Origin of the sequence: Luteimonas sp. WGS1318, from assembly GCF_043187535.1 — a bacterium.
Taxonomy (GTDB): domain Bacteria; phylum Pseudomonadota; class Gammaproteobacteria; order Xanthomonadales; family Xanthomonadaceae; genus Luteimonas.
Genome location: NZ_CP171131.1, coordinates 1312770 through 1334043, shown reverse-complemented (window position 1 = coordinate 1334043; position 21274 = coordinate 1312770). Strand labels below are relative to the sequence as shown.

Genomic DNA, 21274 nt, shown 5'->3' with positions numbered 1-21274 from the left:
TCTGCCGGCGCGGGATTCGGGAGTCGGGATCGGGGATTCGAAACTGCGAATGCCCTGCCGATCGCGGATCGTCATCTACGCCACCCGAATCCCGAATCCCCAATCCCCAATTCCGGTAGCCACCCATGCCCATCCAACCGAACGACCACATCGTCAAGAGCTACGACGACGAGCGCAACCGCCTGACGCAGGAAATCCTGCGCATGGGCGAAATGGCCGCCTCGCAGCTCGAAGCCGCGCTGGATGTCGTGGAGCGCCGTGACGACAAGGCCGCCGAACGCATCATCGCCAACGACGACGCCATCGACGCACTCGAGCACGAGGTCAGCCAGGACGTGATGAAGCTGGCGCTGCGTGGGCCGATGGCGCGCGACCTGCGCGAGATCCTCGCCGCCCTGCGCATCGCCGCCGACATCGAACGCATCGGCGACTACGCCGCCAACGTCGCCAAGCGCTCGACCGCACTCAATCTCGCGCCGCCGCTGCCGCACACCCGCGGATTGACCGTGCTGGGCCAGCTGGCGGTGCGCCAGGTGCGCGACGTGCTGATCGCGTTCCGCGACAACGATGCCGAGGCCGCGCAGCGCGTGCGTGACCAGGACGCGGAGATCGACACCGTCTACACCAGCCTGTTCCGCGAGCTGCTGACCTACATGATGGAAGACCCGCGCGCGATCACCCCGAGCACGCATCTGCTGTTCATGGCCAAGAACATCGAGCGGATCGGCGACCACGCGACCAACATCGCCGAGAACATCTGGTTCCTGGTCCACGGCGACGACGCACTGCCGCCGCGCGACAAGCGCGACGAGACCAACACCGTCGTCTGAGCCTCCGCGCGGGATGGCGCGATGCAGGTGCGCCCGCGCGCACCGCATCGCGACCTGTGCTTCCGGCCCGCGCATCACGCGCCCGGGCGCCGGCGACGCTCTGCTAGGCTTGTGCGCATGAGCGATCTCGACGTCCCGACCACGCCGGTCGTAGCGGCCACACCCCACCTCCCGATGTCACGCCGCTTCCGCGGCTTCCTGCCGGTCGTCGTCGACGTCGAGACCGGCGGCTTCGACGCGCGCCGCCATGCGCTGCTGGAGATCGCCGCGATTCCGCTCGATCTCGACGCCGACGGGCAGCTGGTGCTCGGCCGCTCGGTGCATGCGCACGTCGAGCCGGCGGCGGGCACGCAGATCGATCCGCAGTCGCTGGAAGTGACCGGCATCGACATCCACCATCCGTTCCGCCTGGCGCGCAGCGAGCACGACGCGCTCGAGCACATCTTCACCGGCGTGCGTGCCGCGGTGCGCCACCACCAGTGCCAGCGCGCGATCCTGGTCGGGCACAACGCGCATTTCGACCTCGGCTTCGTCAACGCCGCGGTCGAACGCAGCGGCCACAAGCGCAATCCGTTCCATCCCTTCAGCGTGTTCGACACCGTGACGCTGGCGGGCGTGGCCTACGGCCAGACCGTGCTCGCGCGCGCCGTGCAGGCCGCCGGCTTCGAGTGGGACCAGAGCCAGGCGCACTCGGCGCTCTACGACACCGAGCAGACCGCGCGGCTGTTCTGCCGCATCGCCAACGCCTGGCCGGCGCCCACGCCGGCCGCCTGAGCGCCCGCGCGCTTCGCGCGGCCCACACGGCGCCCGCACGGGCCGTCGACACCCGCCCTCATCACGTGCTGCAGGCGACCGCGCCGCTCAGCCGGACGTCGCCGGGCGCAGCGTGATCAGCGCGATCTCGGACGGCACGCCGATGCGTGTCGCGAAACCGGGCCACAGCCCGGCGCCGTTGCCGACGTACAGCGCCATGCCGTCGACGTCGTAAAGGCCGGAGACGAAACCGCCGTTGGCGCGCTTGACCAGCCGGTCCATGCCGACGATGTGGCCGCCGTGGGTGTGCCCCGAGAGCTGCAGCGCCACACCGGCCTGCGCCCGCGCGCGCGCCTCGCGCGGTCGGTGTTCGAGCAGGATCACCGGCGCCTGCGGATCGGCACCGGCCAGCGCGGCCGCACTGTCCGGCAGCGGCAGGCCGTAGCGCGCGGCGACCGGATCGGTCACGCCGGCGAGCGTCAGCGCCGCGTCGCCGCGCCGGATCTCGAGATACCCGTTTTCCAGCACCTGCATGCCGAGCGCCCGCAGCGCCGGCATCCACGCGCGGTACTCGGCGTAGTACTCGTGGTTGCCGGTCACGGCGACCACGCCGTCCGGCGCCTGCAGCCCGGCCAGCGGCCGCATGTCGTCGGCCCGCGCACGCGGACTGCCGTCGACCATGTCGCCTGTGAGCACGATCAGATCCGGCTGCTGCGCATTGCCCGCGGCCACGACCGCAGCCACCCAGTCGCCGGTGAGCAGGCGGCTCGCGTGCAGGTCGGTGATCTGCAGCAGGCGATAGCCGTCGAAGGCCTCGGGCAACCCCTCGATCGCGATCTCGACCTGGCGCACCTGGGGCACCGCCATCGCCTGCCAGGTGCCGTAGCCCGACAGCAGCAGCGCGACCGCCGCGATGAGCGGGCGCACGCCGGGCCGTCGCAACGCCGCGAGCGCGCGGCGGCGGCGCAGCGCCCAGGCGAGAATGCACAGCGCATCGAGCAGCAGCACGAAGACCGTGGTCAGCAGCAGGGCGATGAAGCCGGTGCCCAGCACGGCGATGGCGGCCTTGGGAATTTCCGGAGACGCCATGCTGCCGGCGAACCGCGCGACGATGCGGTGATGCAGCGCGAGCCCGAACACCAGCAACGCAAGACCGGCGCGCGCCGCGCGCGACAAGCGCAGCGGCCAGACCACACGCACGACGAGATAGGACGCAAGAACGACCGCAACGACACTCAGCACACGACATCCAATGGCAGCGCGACGACGGCCGGATCACCGGGCCGTCAGGGGCCGGCCATGGTCGGCGATGTGCGCCGTGCATGCCAGCCGCGCCGCGGCCGGATCATGCGGTTTCGGCAGGATGCTGCGTTGCATCGACCCGCATCGCCATCTGCAAGTCGACACTCAGCTCGCGAGCTTCAACCCAACCAGGCCGGCGACGATGAGCCCGAGGCTCACCAGGCGCGCCACCGTGGCCGGCTCGTCGAACAGCAGCATGCCGAGCAGCGCGGTGCCGACGGCGCCGATACCGACCCAGATCGCATAGGCGGTGCCGAGCGGCAACGACTTCATCGCCAGGCCGAGCAGCGTGATGCTCACGCCCATCGCTGCAACCGTGCCCAGCGTGGGCCAGAGCCGGGTGAAGCCTTCGGTGTATTTCAGGCCGATCGCCCAGGCGATCTCGAACAGGCCGGCGAGCAGCAGGATGAACCACGACATCGGACACCTCCATCGATCGAAGATGGGGCCGTCCCCGCGCGCGGTGCGAACCGGCAGGGTCGTCCCTGCCACCGTGAGCCGGGAATGCTATCGGGCCACGCCTGAATGTCCGCGCGCCACGGGCGCAGCCGGCGCGTCGCTCAGATGTCGCAGAGCTGGTCGCGTCCCGCACTCTTGGCGCGGTACAGCGCCATGTCCGCGCGGCGCATCAGCTGCGCGGGCACGGTGTCGAGCGGGTCGAGCATCGCCGCGCCGGCACTGATGGTCACGCGCAATCCCGTCACACCGCCCCAGCCGTCCTCGCGCGCGAAGGCGTCGCGCAATCGGGCATAGAGGCCGTGCGCCTCGTCGAGGGTCGCATCGACGAGGATCATCGCGAACTCCTCGCCGCCGATCCGCGCGGCGATGTCGGACGCACGGCAGGCGCCGGCGAGCAGCGCGCCGGCCTGACGCAGCACTTCGTCGCCCGTGGCGTGGCTGTGCACGTCGTTGATCGCCTTGAAGCGGTCGATGTCGAGGATCATCAGGCACAGCGGCTGGCGCCGCCGATGCGCGCGTGCGACCTCGCGGGCCAGTGCGCTGTCGAAACTGCGCCGGTTGGGCAGGCCGGTGAGCGCGTCCTCGTAGGCCTGGCGCTCGAAGGTCTCGGCCTGGGCGCGCAGGCGGTCCAGCAGCTCGGTCTTCTCGCTGTCGGCTTCGAGCAGCTGCGCGGCCTGGCTCTGCAGGGCGCGCGTGCGGTCGTCGACCAGTTGCGCCAGACGCGCGTTGGCACGGCGGTAGCGCAGGATGCGCGTGCGGTAGGCCAGCGCGAGCCCGGCCAGCACCAGCAGCACCGCGAGTGCCTGCACGCTGCGACGCTGCCACCACGCCGGCACGACGGTGAAGCGCCACTGCGCGTCGCGCGCGCTCCATTCGCCTTCCGGGTGCGCGGCCGACACGTGCAGCACGTAATCGCCCGGCGGCAGGCCGACGACGTCCAGGCTGCGCTGGCGACCGCGCTCGATCCAGTCGGGGTCCAGGCCTTCCAGACGGGTGCGGAAGCGGATGCGTTCGGACATCAGGAAGCTCAGCCCCACATACGACACCGACAGACGCGTGCCGCGGTCCACACGCGCGCCGTCGGTCATCGCCACGGGCGCGCCGTCCATCCGCACCGATTCGATCCGCGGCAGCGGCGGCGGGCGCCGCTGGATGGCCTTCCAGCGCGCGGGATCGACGCCGCTGAGGCCGACCGCGGTCGCCATCCACACCGACCCGTCGCGCCGCAGCAGGGCCGACGGCGACGAGCTGCCGTTGCCCTGGGCGTTGGACATGCCGTCGATCTCGTCGTAGCGCTCGACCGGCACGCGCGCCAGGCGTCCGTCGGCGACCGCGTCGAGATCGGCCATGCGCGCCCGCAGCATCCCGCGGTTGGAGGTAATCCAGGCGTTGCCGAGCCGGTCGGGCACGATCTGGAAGACCGTGTCGACCGGCAGGCCCTGCTCCAACCCGACCCGGGCCAGCACGCCGTCGCGCTCCCGGTAGAGCCCGCGGTCGGTCGCCAGCCAGACGTCGTCACCGATGCGGCGGAAGGCGAATACCGAACGCGCGCCGTCGGCGGCGGGCAGCGGCAGGTGCCGGACGCGGCCGTCGCGCAGCACGCTCGCGCCTTCGACCGAGCCGATCCACAGCGCATCGTCGATCCACGCCAGCGACGTCACCAGGCCCGTCGGCAGGCCGGGCACGCGTGGTGTCGCCGGACGGCCATCGACCAGGCGCACCGGGCCTCGGTGGGTGGCCAGCCACACGCCGCCGTCGCCGTCGGGCTCGATCGCGCGGATGTGGCCGGGAAACCCGTCCAGGCGCTGCAGCACCCGGCCGTCGCGCACGCGGAAGACGCGGCCGCCGTACGCGCCCACCCACAGATCGCCGGCGGCGTCCCAGGCCAGGCTCAACACCGACGGCGGCACGCCCGGCTGCAGCGGCACGGGCGACAGGCGCCCGTCCGCACCCTGCCGGTCCAGCCCGCCGGTGCCGCCTACCCACAGCCGGCCAGCCCCGTCCTCGATCAGTGCGCGGACGTAGTCGCCGCTGAGGCCGTCGCGCGCGAGCAGCCGCGTGAACAGTGTCTCGCGCACACGGAACAAACCGCCATTGGCGCCGGCCCAGATGCTGCCTTCGGCGTCCTCCAGCAGCTGGACGATGCGCCCCGCGGGCCGCGCGGCGTCGGCGGGCGGTGCTTCGATGCCGCGTGCGCCGACGCGCAGCAGGCCGCGGCTTTCGCTGCCCAGCCAGAGATCGCCGCGGCCGTCCTGCAGCATCGCGGTGAAGTCGCCCTGCCCCGGAATCCGGTGCACACGGCGTGCCCGCGTTCCGTCGACGCGATACACCCCGTCGCCGGCGACCAGCCAGACCGTGCCGTCGGGCGCGCGGTAGGGCCAGGCCAGTCCGGGTGGCAGGCCCAGCGCCGACGGCGCGCGGCGCAGGCGGCCATCGGTCTCCCGCACGACGAGGCCGTCGAGGCCGCCGATCCAGATCCGGCCGTCGTCACCGATGGCCATGTGCGGATAACTCAGCGGCAGCGGCACGCCCGCCGGCGCCTCGACGTGCTCGAAGCGGCCATCCGGATGCAGGCAGCCCACGCCGCGGCCCTCGAACAGCAGCCACAGGCGGCCCTGCGCATCCATCGCCATCGCGTGGATCAACACCTGCGGCCAGTCTTCGTCGCTCGACCGCCAGAACCGCCAGGCGCCGTCGGCGTCCCGTCGTCCCAGGTTGCCGCGCGAATCGCTGAACCAGAGCGCGCCGCGCGGGTCGACATAGAGTGCGCCGACACCGTTGTCGGGCAGGGCCGGATCGGCGGTGCCGCGGTCGTAGACCGTGAACTCGAGACCGTCGTAGCGCACCAGGCCTTCCCAGGTCGCCAGCCACAGATAGCCGTCGGGGGTCTGCGCGAGATCGCGGACCGAATTGTGCGGCAGGCCGTCGCGCGAGGTCCAGCGATCGAACGCGTAGTCGTGCAGCGGCGCCGGCGCATCGGCCGGCGCACGCGGCTCAGCCGCGGGAAGCGGCGTCCCGGCCAGCCCCGCCAGCACCAGCACCGCGCCCGGCAGGCCGCAGCGTCGCAGCCACGCCGATGCACGGTTGCCCGACCGCCGTGACGCGCCGGTCATCGCCATCGCCCCGACCGCCCGCTGCCGTCAGCCGGCCACCCGCTGGCGCACCGCCTCGAACAGCGTGACGCCGGCCGCCACCGACACGTTGAGGCTTTCCACGCCGGCCGCTGCCGCCGCGCCCGGCATCGGAATCGTCACCAGCTGGTCGCAATGCTCGCGCGTCAACCGGCGCAGGCCGTCGGCCTCGCCGCCGAGCACCAGGGCGACGTTGCCGCGCAGGTCGATCGCGTACAGCGAGGCGTCGGCCTCGCCGGCCAGGCCGTAGATCCACACGCCCAGCTTCTGCAGGTCGCGCAGCGTGCGCGAGAGGTTGGTCACCCGCACCACCGGCACGTGATCGGCGGCGCCGGCCGAGGTCTTGCGCACGGTGGCGTTGACCTGCACGGCCTTGTCCTTGGGGATCACCACGGCGGTGACACCTGCGGCCGCCGCACTGCGCAGGCAGGCGCCGAGGTTGTGCGGGTCCTGCACGCCGTCGAGCACCAGCAGCAGGGCCTTGCCCTCGGCCGCTTCGACCAGGCCTTCGAGTTCGTTCTCGTCCCAGGTCTTCGCGGCGGCATAGCGCGCCGCCGCGCCCTGGTGGCGCAAACCGCCCGCCACGCCGTCGAGCGCCTGCTGATTGACGCGGCGCACGTCGATGTCGCGCCGGCGCGCATCGGATTCGATCTCGGCGATACGCGGGTTCTTCGCGCCGGCCTCGATCAGCACCTCGCGCACGTTGTCGGAGTCGTGTTCGACGGCCGCCGCGACGGCGTTGATGCCGACGATCCACTGGTTCTGCTTGTTGCTCATGCGACGGGTTCCGAAAAAGAAGATCCGGACTGGAAACGGGGCCGGTTCACGCACCGGCCCCGCATCCGGATACCGCGCATTTTAGTACGGACGCTTCTCGCGTTTGGCGGGCTTGCCGCGCGGCGGTGGCGGCTTCGGGCTTCCGGGGTCGCGGCCGTCGGCATCCACCAGCCGGAAATCGATCTTGCGATCCTCCAGGCTGGCCTTGAGCACGATGATGCGCACGCGGTCGCCGAGGCGGTATTCGCGGCCGGCGCGTTCGCCGCTGAGCATCCGGCGGATCGGATCGAAGTGGTAGAAATCGTTCGGCAACTGGGTCACGTGGACCAGGCCGTTGACCTTGGACTGGTCCAGTTCGACGAACAGGCCGAAGCTGGTCACGCCGCTGATCACGCCGTCGAACTGGCCGCCGACGTGCTGCTCCATCCACGCAGCCCGGTAGCGCTCGTCGACCTCGCGTTCGGCCTCGTCGGCGCGACGTGCGCGCTCGGAGCACTGCAGCGACAGGCTCTCCATCTGCCGCGGCGTGTACAGGAACTTCGCCAGCGGCTGGCCCGACAGCACGTGCTTGATCGCGCGGTGCACCAGCAGATCGGGATAGCGCCGGATCGGCGAGGTGAAATGCGCATACGCGGCCAGCGCCAGGCCGAAGTGGCCGATGTTCTCCGGCGTGTAGACCGCCTGGCTCTGGCTGCGCAGCAGCACCGACTCGAGCAGCGTCGCATCGGCGCGCTCGCGGATCTTCTTCAGCAGCAGGGTGAAATCCTTCGGCTGCACCTTCGCCCACGGCGGCAGACGCAGCGAGAATTCCTTGAGGAATTCCAGCAGGTCGGCGTACTTCGCTTCCGGCGGCTTGTCGTGCACGCGGTACGGCGCGGAGATGCCGCCTTCGAGCAGGAAGCGCGCGGCCTCGACGTTCGCCGCGATCATGCATTCCTCGATCAGCTTGTGCGCGTCGTTGCGCTGGAGCATGCCGGCCTGGGTGACTTCGCCGGTGTTGTCGAGCACGAAGCGCACTTCGGACGATTCGAACTCGATCGCGCCGCGCTTGGCGCGCGCCTTGGCGAGCACCGCATAGAGCTGGTGCAGGCGTTCGACCTGCGGCAGCACCGGCCTGATCGCCGAGCGCGTGTCCTCATCCAGCTCGCCGACCGCCTTCCACACCTGGGTGTAGGTTAGGCGCGCATGCGAATGCATCACCGCTTCGTAGAACTTCGATTCCGACACCGTGCCGTCGCGCAGCACCTGCATGTCGCAGACGAAGCACATGCGGTCGACCTTGGGCTTCAGCGAGCAGATGCCGTTGGACAGCGTCTCGGGCAGCATCGGCACGACGAAACCCGGGAAATAAACGCTGGTCGCGCGCAGCTGGGCTTCGTCGTCCAGCGGCGTACCGGGACGCACGTAGTTCGACACGTCGGCGATCGCGACCACGAGACGGAAGCCGTCGCGGTTGGGCTCGCAGTAGACGGCGTCGTCGAAGTCCTTGGCGTCCTCGCCGTCGATCGTCACCAGCGGCAACGCGCGCAGGTCGACGCGACCGCCGACCATGCGTTCCTCGACATCGACCGGCACCGCAGCGGCTTCGTCGAGCACCGCCTGCGAGAACTCGTGCGGCAGGTTGTGGCCGTGAATCGCGGCCTCCACCACCAGCGACGGCTTGAGCACGTCGCCGAGCACGGTCAGCACGCGGCCGATCGGCGGACGGTGGGCCTCGCCAGGCGCGGTGATCTCGCAGACCACCAGCTGGCCGTGCGTCGCATCCTGGCGTGCGTCCACCGGAATCTGGATGTTGCGCTGGATGCGCTTGTCGTCGGGCACCACGTAGCTGATGCCGTGTTCAATGGAGAAGCGGCCCATCAGGCGCGTCGTGCGGCGTTCGAGCACCTCAACGACGACGCCGGCGCGACGGCCGCGCGCATCGACGTTGGTCAGGCTGGCCAGCACGCGGTCGCCGTGCATGACCTTGCGCATCTCGGCCGGCGGCAGGAACAGGTCCTCACCCGCACCCGAATCCGGGCGCAGGAAACCGAAGCCTTCCGGGTTGGCGATCACCGTGCCCGGGATCAGGTCCATGCGCTTGGCCGGCACCAGACCGCCGCGACGGTTCTGCAGCAACTGGCCTTCGCGCAGCATCGCCGCGACGCGCTTGCCGAGTGCGTCGGCGCGGTCGGGTTCGGTCAGGTCGAGCTTGACCGCGAGCTCGTCGGCCGTCATCGGGCCTTCGGCATCGGCGAGCACCTGCAGGATCACTTCACGGCTCGCGATCGGGTTGGCATAGCGCGCGGCTTCGCGGCCGGCGTGCGGATCGACGATGCCGGCGCCGGCCTGGGGCGGTGCCCGGTGCGCGGCCGGGGGGCGATCGTCGCGCGGCTGTGCCGGGCGCGCGGAGTGCAGTGCACGGGTCAGGCCCGGATCGGGCATCCATGGCGGCAACGTGCCGGCAGCGCCGCCGGCGGTCTTCGGACCCCGGGAAGCCCCGGTCTCGCGGCGTTCGTCTGACGGCCGGGCGGGCCCGGAAGGGGTGCGGCGTCCGCCGCGCTTGCTGGGAGGTTTCGACATTCGGGCCATGGTACACCCGGCCCTGCGCGGGTCGCGTCGAGGCCGGACGCCCGCACGCCGCGTGGACGTTGACAACCCGGGCGCGCATCGACACCATACGCGCCCTGACCTGCCCGGGTGGCGGAATTGGTAGACGCACTAGCTTCAGGTGCTAGCGGGGGCAACTCCGTGGAGGTTCGAGTCCTCTCCCGGGCACCAAGGTCATCGCAGGCTTACCACCGGCGAACATCAAACCCGCAATCGCGGGTTTTTTTGTGCCCGTGATCTGCCACGCACGCACGGCCACGGCACCTCCAGTGCCGCCCGGCCTGGCGGCCGGCCCCACGGATCCGATCCGCACGGCGGCGGCGTAGGCGGTTCATCCGCCCTGCCCCGTCGTCGCGGACCTGGATGCCCGATGGATTACCCGTCGCTCAAACTGCTGCATCTGATCGCCGCGGCGACCTGGCTCAGCGGCATGGTGGGCAACGGGCTCGCGGTCGCCCTGCTCGCCGGATCGACGTCGGCCAACGGCCGCGCGTTGCTCGCGAGCCTGCGCAGCTGGAACCGCTGGGTGACCTCGCCGGCCGCGGGGCTGCTGCTGGGCGCCGGCGCGTCGATCGCCTGGCAGGGCGGCTGGCTGGTGATGCCGTGGCTGCAGATCAAGCTCGCGCTGGTGGCGGCGCTGGTGCTCCTGCAATTCGGGCTCGCCCATGCCCTGCGACGCATGGCAACTGCGGAGCCGGCCTGGTCACCGCCCGCCGTGCTCCGGTTCGCCGCGCCACTGACGTTCTGCGCGGGGCTGGTCATCGGCGTCCTCGCGCTGACCAAGCCTGTCTGGTGATGCTGGCCGCGTGTTCCGCTGCCCGGGGCCGTCGCTCCACGCGGCGGGCGCATTGACAGCGGCGCGGCGCCACCGCAGAATTCGCGCCCTGACCTGCCCGGGTGGCGGAATTGGTAGACGCACTAGCTTCAGGTGCTAGCGGGGGCAACTCCGTGGAGGTTCGAGTCCTCTCCCGGGCACCAAGGTCATCGCAGGCTTACCACCAGCGAACATCAAACCCGCCAACGCGGGTTTTTTTGTGCCTGGCGTTCGGGGTGTCCTGCGCGTGGTGTCGCGGCCCCGGCGCGGACGCCGCCGTGCGCTGCGTGTCGGTCGATGCGCGATCCACGCCGCCACTCCCCTGTAGGAGCGCGCTCGCGCGCGAATCGGGAGACCGGAGCGCCTCTTCGCGCGCGAGCGCGCTCCTACATGGCGTGCGCGTGCGTGTCGCTCGATGCGGGTCGAGCCGTGAGATACGAGGCCGTGGAATGCCGATGGCATCCGCGACACGGCGATCCACACGCCCGAAGTCCGCCGCCTGGTAGGAGCGCGCTTGCGCGCGAACCGGAGGATCGGAACGCGTCATCGCGCGTGAGCACGCGCCTGCAACCATCGACACCTGGAAGACGCCGGGCGGCGACGGCGGGATGTGATGGCATCCGCGACACGGCGATCCACGCCTCTGGATTCCAACCTCCTTCGTAGGAGCGCGCTTGCGCGCGAACCGGGAGGCCGGACCGCGTCATTGCGCGCGAGCACGCGCCTGGACGGCGGGTTGCCAAGCCTGCGCGGCGTCCGTGCACGGCGTCGACGCGGCGACCGCGCTCAGGGCTCGCCGCGCGCCGCCTCGCGTCGCTGCTCGCGCACCTCGAACCACATGCCGTTGAGGATGGCGAAGCTCGCGGCCAGGCCGATGCCGAGGATCCAGGCGAAGTACCACATGGTGTCGTCTCCTTGCACGGGCGCGAGCGCCCGCACGGGTCAATAGGCGTTAGGGGTGTCGGCGACGCTGGCGTCGTTGACCGTGCCGCGCAGCACGCGGTAGACCCAGGCGGTGTAGAGCAGAACCAGCGGCAGGAACACCACCGTGGCCAGCAACATGATCCACAGCGTCAGCCGGCTGCTGGACGCATCCCAGAGCGTCAGACCCGCGTCGGGCATCGTCGAGGACGGCAGCAGGAACGGGAAGATCGCGAATCCCACGGTCAGGATCACGCCGGCGATCGATCCGCCGCAGGCCAGCAGCGCCTGGCCGCCGCGACGCATCCGCAGCAGCGCAGCCGCGGCCAGCGCGCCGACGATGCCGAGCACCGGTGCCACGATCGTCCACGGCATCGTGCGGTAGTTCGCCATCCACAGGCCCGGCTCGGTGCCGACGGTCTTGTGCAGCGGATTGGACGCGAACGCGCCGTCGATCACCGACTCGACGCGGAAACCGGCGACTCCGGTCGCGATCCACACGCCCGCCACCGCGAACAGCACCGCGCCGAGCAACGCCGCGACGCTGCCATAGCGCGCCGCCCGTTCGGCGATCGCGCCTTCGGTCTTGAGCACCAGCATCGCCGCACCATGCGCGACCAGCAGGCTCAGGCTGACCAGCCCGGCCAGGAGCGCGAACGGGGTCAGCAGATCGAAGAAGCCGCCGGTGTAGACCGCGCGCAGTTCGGGCGTGAAGTGGAACGGCACGCCCAGCAACACATTGCCGACCGCGACGCCGAAGATCAGCGCCGGCACCGCGCCACCGATGAACAGTGCCCAGTCCCAGGTCTGTTTCCAGCGGGTGTGCTCGACCTTGCCACGGAACTTGAAGCCCACCGGCCGAAGGATCAGCGCGAACAGGATCACGAACATCGCCAGGTAGAAGCCCGAAAAACTCACCGCGTACAAGGGCGGAAACGCCGCGAAGATCGCGCCGCCGCCGAGGATCAACCAGACCTGGTTGCCCTCCCAGACCGGGCCGATGGTGTTGACGACGACGCGGCGCTCGGCGTCGGTGCGGGCGACGAATGGCAACAGGGCGCCGACGCCGAGGTCGAAGCCGTCCATCACCGCGAAGCCGATCAGCAGCACGCCCAGCAGCAGCCACCAGATCAGGCGCAGCGTCGCGTAGTCGAGTGGAATGAAGTCCATGGAATGTGTCCTCGTGACGTCGTGGGGCGTGGGTCAGGCGCGGCCGACCGGCGACGGGTCGAGCGCGTCGAAGCCGAGGCGGCCGATGTCGGGTGCGACGTCGTCGATCGCGGCCGGTGCCTCGTCGTGGCTCGGCGGCGCGAGCACGTCGGGGCCCTTGCGGATCGCGGCGAGCATCAGCTTGACCTCGACGATCGCCAGGCCCGTATAGATCGCCACGAAGCCGGCCAGCGAAATCAGGATGTCGCGCAGCGCCAGGCCGGACGCGGCGTAAAACGTCGGCAGCACGCCTTCGACCACCCAGGGCTGGCGACCGTACTCGGCGACGAACCAGCCGCATTCGCTCGCGATCCACGGCAATGGCAGGCTCAGCACCGCAGCCCACAGGAACCAGCGCGTGCGTTCCAGCCGGCCGGTGGTCACCAGCCAGAACGCGACGACGAAGAACGCGATCAGGTAGAAGCCGATGCCGGCCATCACCCGGAACGTCCAGAACAGCGGCGCCACGCGTGGCACGGTGTCGAGCGCGGCCTGCGAGATCTCGGCCTCGGTGGCATTGAGGATGTCCTCACGATAGCGCTTGAGCAGCAGGCCGTGGCCGAGGTCGGCCCAGTGCAGGTCGAACGCCGCGCGCGCGGCCGAGTCGTCGCGGTTCTCGCGCAGCCGCTCCAGCGCCGCGTAGGCGATCTGGCCGCCGCGGATGCGATGTTCGGCGCGCTCGACCAGCTCGAGGATGCCGGGCATCTCGCCGTCGATCGAGCGCGTGGCGATCAGACCCATCAGCCACGGAATTTTGATCTCGAAGAGGTTGGATTGGCTGGCCTGGTCCGGCAGGCCGATCACGGTGAATCCGGCCGGGGCCGGCTCGGTGTGCCACATCGCCTCGATCGCGGCGAGTTTCATCTTCTGGTGTTCGGTCGCGGCGTAGCCGCTTTCGTCGCCCAGCACGACGACGCTCAGCGCAGACGCCAGGCCGAAGCTCGCAGCGACCGCGATCGAGCGCCGGGCGATGTCGCGGTGCTTGCCGCGCAGCAGGTACAGCGCGCTGATCGACATCACGAAGATCGCCCCGGTCACGTAGCCGGCCGACACCGTGTGCACGAACTTCGCCTGGGCCACCGGATTGAAGATCACCGCCATGAAGTCGGTGATTTCCATGCGCATCGTGTCCGGATTGAACACCGCGCCGACCGGATTCTGCATCCAGCCGTTGGCGACCAGGATCCACAGCGCCGAGAAGTTCGCGCCCAGCGCGACCAGCCAGGTCACCATCAGATGCTGCACCCGCGACAGCCGCTTCCAGCCGAAGAAGAACAGGCCGATGAAGGTCGCCTCGAGGAAGAACGCCATCAGCCCCTCGATCGCCAGCGGCGCGCCGAAGATGTCGCCGACGTAGTGGCTGTAGTACGCCCAGTTCATGCCGAACTGGAATTCCATGACGATGCCGGTCGCCACGCCCATGGCGAAGTTGATGCCGAACAGCACGCCCCAGAACAGGGTCATCCGCCGCCAGACATCGCGGCCGGTCATGACGTAGACGCTCTCCATGATCGCCATCAGCAGCGACAGGCCCAGCGTCAGCGGAACGAACAGGAAGTGGTACATCGCGGTGAGCGCGAACTGCAGGCGGGACAGTTCGACGACGGTCATGTCGATCATGGTCTTCAACCGGAACGGGGCATGCGCGGATGCTGGTCCCGGGGGCCGCCCGCCGCATTGATCAGGATCAATGCGCGCCCGAGCCGGGCGTGACACAAGGGATGCCTGCCGCGCGCGGCGCCGGTCGACCGCTCCACCACGGTTGGCGGCGCGGCGATCCGCCGGAACGGGCCACCGGGCCGACGACGAGGGGCGTCGATGGAACGGAACGCACGATGCGGACCGACGTCGCGCGCGGTATCCCGTTGAAGACTGGCGTTACAGGCCGGCGGCGCGGTGCAGCGCCGGCAGGTCGATCAGGTCGATCCGGCGGGGATCGGCGAATGCGATCGCGCCGTCGTGGCGCAGCCGGGTGAAGCTGCGGCTGACGGTTTCGATCGTCAGCCCCAGATGATCGGCGATGTCGGCACGGGTCATCGGCAGGTCCACATGCTGCGCGGCCCCGCCGCGCAGCCGCTGGCGCTCGGCCATGTCGACGAGAAATCCGGCCAGCCGCTCGCTCGGGCCCATGCGCGCCAGCAGCATCAGGCTGGCGCGGGTGGCGTCGAGCTCGGCACAGGCCTGGGCCAGCATGCCCGATTCGAGTTCCGGATACCGCTCGCACAGCTGCCGCATGGCGGGCAGCGGAAACACACAGAGCAAGCTGTCGGTGACCGCCTCGATCGTGTGCCGGTACTGCGCCGCGCCGCTGAAGCCGATGAAGTCGCCCGGCATCAGGAACCCGGCCACCAGTCGGCGCCCGTCGGCCAGCAGCCGGACGCGGCGCAGCATGCCGCGGGTCACGGTGTAGACGTCGCGGCGCGGGCCGCCCTCGTGGGCCAGGGTGGCGCCGGCGGCGAGCGTGAGCTCGCTCGCCGCCGCCTCGAGCGCATGGCTTTCCGATGCGGGCAGCGATGCGCAGACCGAGAGGTGCCGGCTCATGCAGCCCTCGCAGCCCGAATGCGGCTGGCGATGCACGGCCCCGGAGGCGTGACGGGCACGCCCGGAGGACGGTTCGATGGTCGGACGCGACTTGGTGTCCATGCCGTCATCATAGGCCGGGCGGCGCACCACCGGGCCGTCGGACCGCCATGTTCCAAGCAGGGCGCCGGGCCGTGGCGCCGCATCGCCCGCGCCGACTGTCGGCGCGGGGCGCGGGGCGCGAGGCCGGCTGCGGCGGAACCGATGCACACAGGCCGCGCCCACTGGGCCCGGCACGTCGCACGCGGCAGGACCGCAGCGCGGTCGCCGATGGCACGGCCCGGCCCACACGCGACCACCGACGCGACGCCTGCGACCGGCACCCGCTAAAATTCCGGTTCCGCCGTAGATGCTGTCCCGATGACCGAGTCCGTCCGCACCCCTTTCCATGGCTTCGAGCAGCTGCCGCTGCGCGAGTTCGCCGAGCGCGCCTACCTCGACTATTCGATGTACGTGGTGCTCGACCGCGCGCTGCCGTTCATCGGCGACGGCCTCAAGCCGGTGCAGCGCCGCATCATCTATGCGATGAGCGAGCTGGGCCTGGGCGCGGCGGCGAAGCCGAAGAAGTCCGCGCGCACCGTCGGCGACGTGATCGGCAAATACCATCCGCACGGCGACAGCGCGTGCTACGAGGCGCTGGTGCTGATGGCGCAGCCGTTCTCGTACCGCTATCCGCTGATCGACGGCCAGGGCAACTTCGGCTCCAGCGACGATCCGAAATCCTTCGCGGCGATGCGTTACACCGAATCGAAGATGACGCCGATCGCCGAGATGCTGCTGACCGAGCTCGGTCACGGCACCGTCGACTGGACCGACAATTTCGACGGCACGATGCAGGAGCCCTCGTGGCTGCCGGCGCGCCTGCCGCACCTGCTGCTCAACGGCACCACCGGCATCGCGGTCGGCATGGCCACCGACGTGCCGCCGCACAACGTCAACGAGATCGTCAGCGCCTGCCTGCGCCTGCTGGACGATCCCGACGCGACCGTGCGCGACCTGTGCGAACACGTGCGCGGCCCGGACTACCCGACCAGCGCCGAGATCATCACCCCGTCCGCTGATCTGCTGCAGATGTACGAGACCGGCCACGGCAGCGTGCGCGCGCGTGCGACGTTCGAGAAAGAACACACCAACATCGTCATCACCGCGCTGCCGCACCAGGTCAGCCCGAGCAAGGTGATCGAGCAGATCGCCGCCCAGATGCGCGCCAAGAAGCTGCCCTGGCTGGAAGACATCCGCGACGAGTCCGACCATGCCAACGCGGTGCGCGTGGTGCTGATTCCGCGTTCCAACCGCGTGGATGCCGAGCAGTTGATGGGCCATCTGTTCGCGACGACCGATCTGGAAAAGAGCTTCCGCATCAACCTCAACGTCATCGGGCTCGACGGCCGTCCTCAGGTCAAGAACCTGAAGATGCTGCTGTCGGAATGGCTGCAGTTCCGCACCAACACCGTGACCCGTCGCCTGACCCATCGCCTGGAGAAGGTCGAGCGTCGCCTGCACCTGCTCGACGGCCTGCTGATCGCGTTCCTCAATCTCGACGAGGTGATCCACATCATCCGCACCGAGGACGAGCCGCGCGCCGTGCTGCAGGCGCGCTTCGAACTCAGTGACGAGCAGGTCGATTACATCCTCGAAACGCGTCTGCGTCAGCTCGCGCGCCTGGAAGAGATGAAGATCCGCGGCGAACAGGCCGAGCTGGAAAGCGAGCGCGATCGTCTGATCACCACGCTGGAGAGCAAGACCAAGCTGAAGAAGCTGATCAAGGACGAGCTGCAGGCCGATGCGAAGAAGTACGGCGATGCGCGTCGGTCGCCGCTGGTCGCACGCGGCGCCGCGCAGGCGCTGGATGAAAGCGATCTGGTACCGAGCGAACCGGTGACCATCGTCGTCAGCGAGAAGGGCTGGGTGCGCGCGGCCAAGGGACACGACGTGGACCCGGCCGGCATGAACTACCGCGACGGCGACAGCCTGCTCGCATTCGCGCGCGGGCGCACCACGCAGCAGGTCGCGTTCCTCGATTCGACCGGCCGCAGCTATTCCACCGTCGCGCACTCGCTGCCTTCCGCACGCGGCAACGGCGAACCGCTGACCGGACGCTTCTCACCGGCCGCCGGGGCGTCGTTCCAGGCCGTGGTGGCCGGCGAATCGGACGCGCGCTTCGTCGTCGCGTCTTCGCATGGCTACGGCTTCGTGACCCGCTTCGAAAACCTCACCGGCCGGCAGAAGGCGGGCAAGGCGATGCTGTCGCTGTCGCCGGGTTCGACGGTACTGCAGCCGGCCGCGGTGCGCGCGGTCGATGCCGACCGTCTGGTCGTGGTGACCAGCGCCGGCCATCTGCTGGTGTTTCCGGTCGCCGAACTGCCGGAACTCGACAAGGGCAAAGGCAACAAGATCATCGAGATTCCGAAAGCCAAGCGCGGCACCGAGCAGGTGGTTGCGGTCGCCGTCGTCGCACCGGGCAGCGCGCTGCTTGTCCGCTCCGGCGCACGCACGATGACACTGTCGTTCAAGGAACTCGACGCTTACATCGGCCCACGCGCCTCGCGCGGCGGGCTGCTGCCGCGCGGCTGGCAGAAGGTCGACGGCCTGGCGATCGCGTGATCCGGCGGGCGCGTCGCGGCGTTCCATCGCGCGCGCCCGTCATTCGCTGCATGTAGGAGCGCGCTCGCGCGCGATGGGCTCCACCGAGACGCCCTTCGCGCGCGAGCGCGCTCCTACAGGCCGCCGCGCGATTGCAGTGCTACAGGGCTGCCGGCAACACCTTGCGACGGCCCGCCGCGCCCGTCGATCATGCGCTCGATGTAGGAGCGCGCTCGCGCGCGAACGCTCGACCCAGCGGGCCAATCGCGCGCGAGGCGTTACCTGGTCGCACCATCGCGCGCGAGCGCGCTCCTACAGGATCGGCGATCGAAGCCGGCCCATTGCGCACGCACAGGAGTTCACGCATGCATCCCGAGTTCTGGCACGAACGCTGGTCGAGCCACCGCATCGGCTTCCATCTCGATGCACCGCTGCCGCTGCTGCTGACGCACTGGCCCACGCTCGATCTCACGCCGGATGCGCGCGTGTTCGTGCCGCTGTGCGGCAAGTCGCTGGACATGGTCTGGCTGGCCGCACAGGGCCATCGCGTGCTCGGTGTCGAACTGTCGGAACACGCGGTCCGGCAGTTCTTCGACGAGCGCGGTCTCGTGCCCGAGGTCCACGAAACCGCCGCGGGCCGGCACCACGTGGCCGGCCCCTATGAACTCATCGCCGGCGATGCATTTGCACTCGACACCGCGCTGCTCGCCGACTGCGTCGCGGTGTACGACCGCGCCGCGCTGGTCGCGCTGCCGCCGGAGCTGCGTGCGGTCTACGCCGCGACCGCGTGGCGGCAACTGCCGGCGGGCTGCCGCGGCCTGCTGGTGACGCTGGAGTATCCGCAGGACCAGAAGAACGGCCCGCCGTTCTCGGTGGAGACCGACGAGGTCCACCGGCTGCTCGACGGCCACTGGCACGTACGCCTGCTGGAGCGCCGCGACATCCTGGCCCGGGAACCGGACTTCGGTGTCAGTGCGCTGTCGACGTCGGTGTACCGGCTGGATCGACGCGGCTGAGCAGGCCGCGCCTGGAGATCACGACGCGCGGCGCCCGTTGCGCTCCCGATGCACCTCGCGAACACCCGGGATCACGGCGTCGATGCCACCGCTCGATGCACCCGCCCTGCCTACGCTCCGCCCACCGCATCGCACATGCGATGACCATGCACGGCCGTCGACGACGCCCGACGATCCGGACCCTGAACGCAGATCGCCCGCGACAGGCGCGGGCGATCGTGGTGACACAGCGATGCGCCGGCGACGTCAGCCGGTGCCTGCGTGGGTGCCTTCGGCCTCGCCCATGCGGCTCTGCTGGTAGTTCGCCAGGCCGATCATCGTGATCAGGCGCAGCTGCTTCTCCAGCCAGTAGGTGTGGTCTTCCTCGGTGTCCGACAGCTGGGTGACCAGCACGTCGCGGGTCACGTAGTCGCCGTGGGTCTCGCACAGCGCGATGCCCTTGGCCAGGTTCCCGCGCACCAGGTATTCGAGATCCAGGTCCTTGCGCAGCATCTCCTCGACGGTGCGGCCGGGCTCGAAGGCGTCGGGGCGCATGTCGGGATCACCTTCCAGGAACAGGATGCGCCGCAGCAGCGCATCGGCGTGCTGGGTTTCCTCTTCCATCTCGTGATTGATGCGGGCGTAGAGCTGGTGCAGGCCCAGGTCCTCGTAGCGGCGTGAATGCAGGAAGTACTGGTCGCGCGCCGCGAGCTCCCCGCGCAGCAGGAACTTCAGGTATTCGACGACTTCGGGATGACCCTTCATGACGGCACTCGTGCGGCGTGGACTGCACGCAGTCTAGCGAGCCGCGGATGACGATGATCGGATGCGAATAGATGCATTTCGCATTCTCAGCGCAGATCGCCCACAGCAGCCGCCGACACGGGCCGCCCGCCGGCCTGCAGCCGCGCCTGCAACGGCGTAGACTCGCCCGCCTTTACGCCTGTCGCCCCCATGAAGATCGGCATCGATTTCGGCACCAGTTATTCCGCCGCCGCCGCGCGCGTCGGCGACCGGCTGGTCCACATCCAGTTCGACGGACAACCGCAGTTCCGCACCGCGGTGTTCTTCCCGACCACCCTGCCCGACCTCGACGACTTCGTACTCGACGATGCGATGGAAGCCGAGGTCGAGACCCTGACCCGCGCGATGCGGACCGAGCAGGCGCGCGCCGGCGGAGTCCCGCGTCCGTCCGCGCAGCTGCGGCGCGACGCGGTGCGCATCGTGCGCCGGCAGTGGCTGGAAGCGCGGATGCGCGAGGCCGAGAGCTCGGCCGCCGACCTGCAGCACGCGGTGTTCGGCGAGGCCGCGATCGAGAGTTACCTGCTCGAGGGCAGCGGCAATCTGGTGCAGTCGCCCAAATCCATGCTCGGCTTCAACCTGCATCCGCGCGCGAAGGAGACCATCACCGGCATCGCCGCGCACATCCTCGAACACATCCGCCTGACCGCGAGCCAGCAGCTCGGCGTCACCGTGCGCGCGGCCACGCTGGGACGGCCGGTGCGCTTCCGCAGCTCGCTCGGCGAGGCCGGCGGCGAGCAGGCGCTGGCGCTGCTGCGCGAGGCGGCGCGGCAGGCGGGCTTCGACGACATCGAATTCCTAGAAGAGCCGGCCGCCGCGGCCCTGCACTACCACGCGGAAAGCGCCGACCGGCATACCACCCTGGTCGTCGACATCGGCGGCGGCACCACCGACATCGCGCTGGCCGAGATCGGCGGCGAGACCGCGCCGCGCGTGCATCGCGCCTGGGGCGTCGCCAACGGCGGCACCGACGTCGACCTCGCGCTGAGCATGGCCCAGGTGATGCCGGTCTTCGGCAAAGGCGCCAGCCGCATTCCGGTGCATCATTTCGTGGAAGCGGCCACGGTGCAGGACATGCCGCGGCAGCGCGACTTCCACAAGCGCGATTTCGGCCAGATCGACGCCCCGTTCGGGCCGCGCCTGCAGGCCCTGCAGCGCGACGGCGGCACCACGCGGCTGTACCGCGGCGTGGAAGGCATGAAGGTGCGCCTCAGCAGCGCCGATGCCGCGGGCCATGCGCTGGACTACATCGAGCCTGATCTGCGCGTCGACGCCACCCGCGCCGATCTCGAAGCCGCCAGCGCGCGCTTCCTCGACACCATCGGCGCGCTGCTCGACGAAGTCAGCGCGGATCTCGACGCCCCGCCCGACAGCCTGTTCCTGACCGGCGGCATGTCCGGCGCGCCGTACGTGCAGGCCGCCGCGCAGGCGCGGTTTCCACAGGCGCGCATCGTGCTCGGGGATCCGTCGCTGGGCGTGGTGTCGGGACTGGCCGAACACGCCCGTAACGCCTGAGTCCGGCGACGCGCA

At 70.2% G+C, this 21274-nt stretch carries 16 protein-coding genes and 2 tRNA genes; 8 read left to right on the top strand and 10 right to left on the bottom strand.

The genetic code is table 11. The features are described from left to right. Positions 1 to 125: 125 nt before the first annotated feature. Together phoU and rnt are read left to right on the top strand one after the other, a co-directional pair. Positions 126 to 830: a phosphate signaling complex protein PhoU gene (gene phoU / locus ACF3M1_RS06060; protein ID WP_394004698.1), complete on the top strand. Its 705-nt coding sequence runs from the start codon at positions 126 to 128 to the stop codon at positions 828 to 830. Positions 831 to 947: 117 nt separating this feature from the next. Then, on the top strand, positions 948 to 1604 hold the full coding sequence (rnt, locus tag ACF3M1_RS06055; RefSeq protein ID WP_394004697.1) for a ribonuclease T: 657 nt from the start codon (positions 948 to 950) through the stop codon (positions 1602 to 1604). A gap of 87 nt (positions 1605 to 1691) precedes the next feature. Here rnt and ACF3M1_RS06050 read toward each other — a convergent pair whose 3' ends face one another. The 5 genes from ACF3M1_RS06050 to rnr form a co-directional block, all read right to left on the bottom strand. After that, entirely contained in the window at positions 1692 to 2825 is a 1134-nt protein-coding gene (locus ACF3M1_RS06050; protein WP_394004696.1) for a metallophosphoesterase, read from the bottom strand. Between the two features lie 165 nt (positions 2826 to 2990). Then, positions 2991 to 3305 (bottom strand): quaternary ammonium compound efflux SMR transporter SugE, encoded by a 315-nt coding sequence (gene sugE, locus ACF3M1_RS06045; RefSeq protein WP_096210055.1) that lies wholly within the window; start codon positions 3303 to 3305, stop codon positions 2991 to 2993. A gap of 140 nt (positions 3306 to 3445) precedes the next feature. Next, complete coding sequence (locus tag ACF3M1_RS06040) at positions 3446 to 6457, bottom strand: diguanylate cyclase (RefSeq protein WP_394004695.1); 3012 nt, start codon at positions 6455 to 6457, stop codon at positions 3446 to 3448. Between the two features lie 27 nt (positions 6458 to 6484). After that, positions 6485 to 7252, bottom strand: coding sequence for a 23S rRNA (guanosine(2251)-2'-O)-methyltransferase RlmB (gene rlmB, locus ACF3M1_RS06035; RefSeq protein WP_394004694.1), 768 nt, complete (start codon positions 7250 to 7252; stop codon positions 6485 to 6487). A gap of 81 nt (positions 7253 to 7333) precedes the next feature. After that, the gene (rnr, locus tag ACF3M1_RS06030; protein WP_394004693.1) at positions 7334 to 9823 is read right to left on the bottom strand and encodes a ribonuclease R; all 2490 of its coding nucleotides are present in this window, start codon (positions 9821 to 9823) and stop codon (positions 7334 to 7336) included. Positions 9824 to 9925: 102 nt separating this feature from the next. Here rnr and ACF3M1_RS06025 point away from each other — a divergent pair. The 3 genes from ACF3M1_RS06025 to ACF3M1_RS06015 all read left to right on the top strand — a co-directional run bounded on the left by ACF3M1_RS06025 (position 9926) and on the right by ACF3M1_RS06015 (position 10819). Next, positions 9926 to 10012: transfer RNA gene (locus tag ACF3M1_RS06025), tRNA-Leu, on the top strand. 199 nt (positions 10013 to 10211) lie between these two features. Continuing rightward, positions 10212 to 10637, top strand: coding sequence for a hypothetical protein (locus ACF3M1_RS06020; protein WP_394004692.1), 426 nt, complete (start codon positions 10212 to 10214; stop codon positions 10635 to 10637). A 95-nt stretch (positions 10638 to 10732) separates the two neighbouring features. Further along, positions 10733 to 10819, top strand: a tRNA-Leu gene (locus ACF3M1_RS06015). Between the two features lie 622 nt (positions 10820 to 11441). Here the strand turns inward: ACF3M1_RS06015 and cydX are convergent. The 4 genes from cydX to ACF3M1_RS05995 all read right to left on the bottom strand — a co-directional run bounded on the left by cydX (position 11442) and on the right by ACF3M1_RS05995 (position 15428). Continuing rightward, positions 11442 to 11558, bottom strand: coding sequence for a cytochrome bd-I oxidase subunit CydX (gene cydX, locus ACF3M1_RS06010; protein WP_394004691.1), 117 nt, complete (start codon positions 11556 to 11558; stop codon positions 11442 to 11444). 39 nt (positions 11559 to 11597) lie between these two features. Continuing rightward, on the bottom strand, positions 11598 to 12746 hold the full coding sequence (gene cydB, locus ACF3M1_RS06005; protein ID WP_394004690.1) for a cytochrome d ubiquinol oxidase subunit II: 1149 nt from the start codon (positions 12744 to 12746) through the stop codon (positions 11598 to 11600). Between the two features lie 33 nt (positions 12747 to 12779). After that, entirely contained in the window at positions 12780 to 14405 is a 1626-nt protein-coding gene (locus ACF3M1_RS06000; protein WP_394004689.1) for a cytochrome ubiquinol oxidase subunit I, read from the bottom strand. A 258-nt stretch (positions 14406 to 14663) separates the two neighbouring features. Next, the gene (locus tag ACF3M1_RS05995; protein ID WP_394004688.1) at positions 14664 to 15428 is read right to left on the bottom strand and encodes a Crp/Fnr family transcriptional regulator; all 765 of its coding nucleotides are present in this window, start codon (positions 15426 to 15428) and stop codon (positions 14664 to 14666) included. A 297-nt stretch (positions 15429 to 15725) separates the two neighbouring features. On the opposite strand from ACF3M1_RS05995, the gene parC reads away from it, so the two are divergent. After that, a complete protein-coding gene (gene parC, locus ACF3M1_RS05990; RefSeq protein ID WP_394004687.1) occupies positions 15726 to 17969 on the top strand; it encodes a DNA topoisomerase IV subunit A in 2244 nt (747 codons plus the stop codon). 344 nt (positions 17970 to 18313) lie between these two features. Further along, the gene (locus tag ACF3M1_RS05985) at positions 18314 to 18964 is read left to right on the top strand and encodes a thiopurine S-methyltransferase (protein ID WP_394004686.1); all 651 of its coding nucleotides are present in this window, start codon (positions 18314 to 18316) and stop codon (positions 18962 to 18964) included. 246 nt (positions 18965 to 19210) lie between these two features. Here ACF3M1_RS05985 and bfr read toward each other — a convergent pair whose 3' ends face one another. Then, a complete protein-coding gene (bfr, locus tag ACF3M1_RS05980; RefSeq protein WP_394004685.1) occupies positions 19211 to 19708 on the bottom strand; it encodes a bacterioferritin in 498 nt (165 codons plus the stop codon). Positions 19709 to 19897: 189 nt separating this feature from the next. On the opposite strand from bfr, the gene ACF3M1_RS05975 reads away from it, so the two are divergent. Beyond that, positions 19898 to 21259 carry an Hsp70 family protein gene (locus ACF3M1_RS05975; protein WP_394004684.1) on the top strand — a complete coding sequence of 454 codons (1362 nt, stop codon included), beginning with the start codon at positions 19898 to 19900 and terminating at the stop codon, positions 21257 to 21259. Positions 21260 to 21274 lie beyond the last annotated feature (15 nt).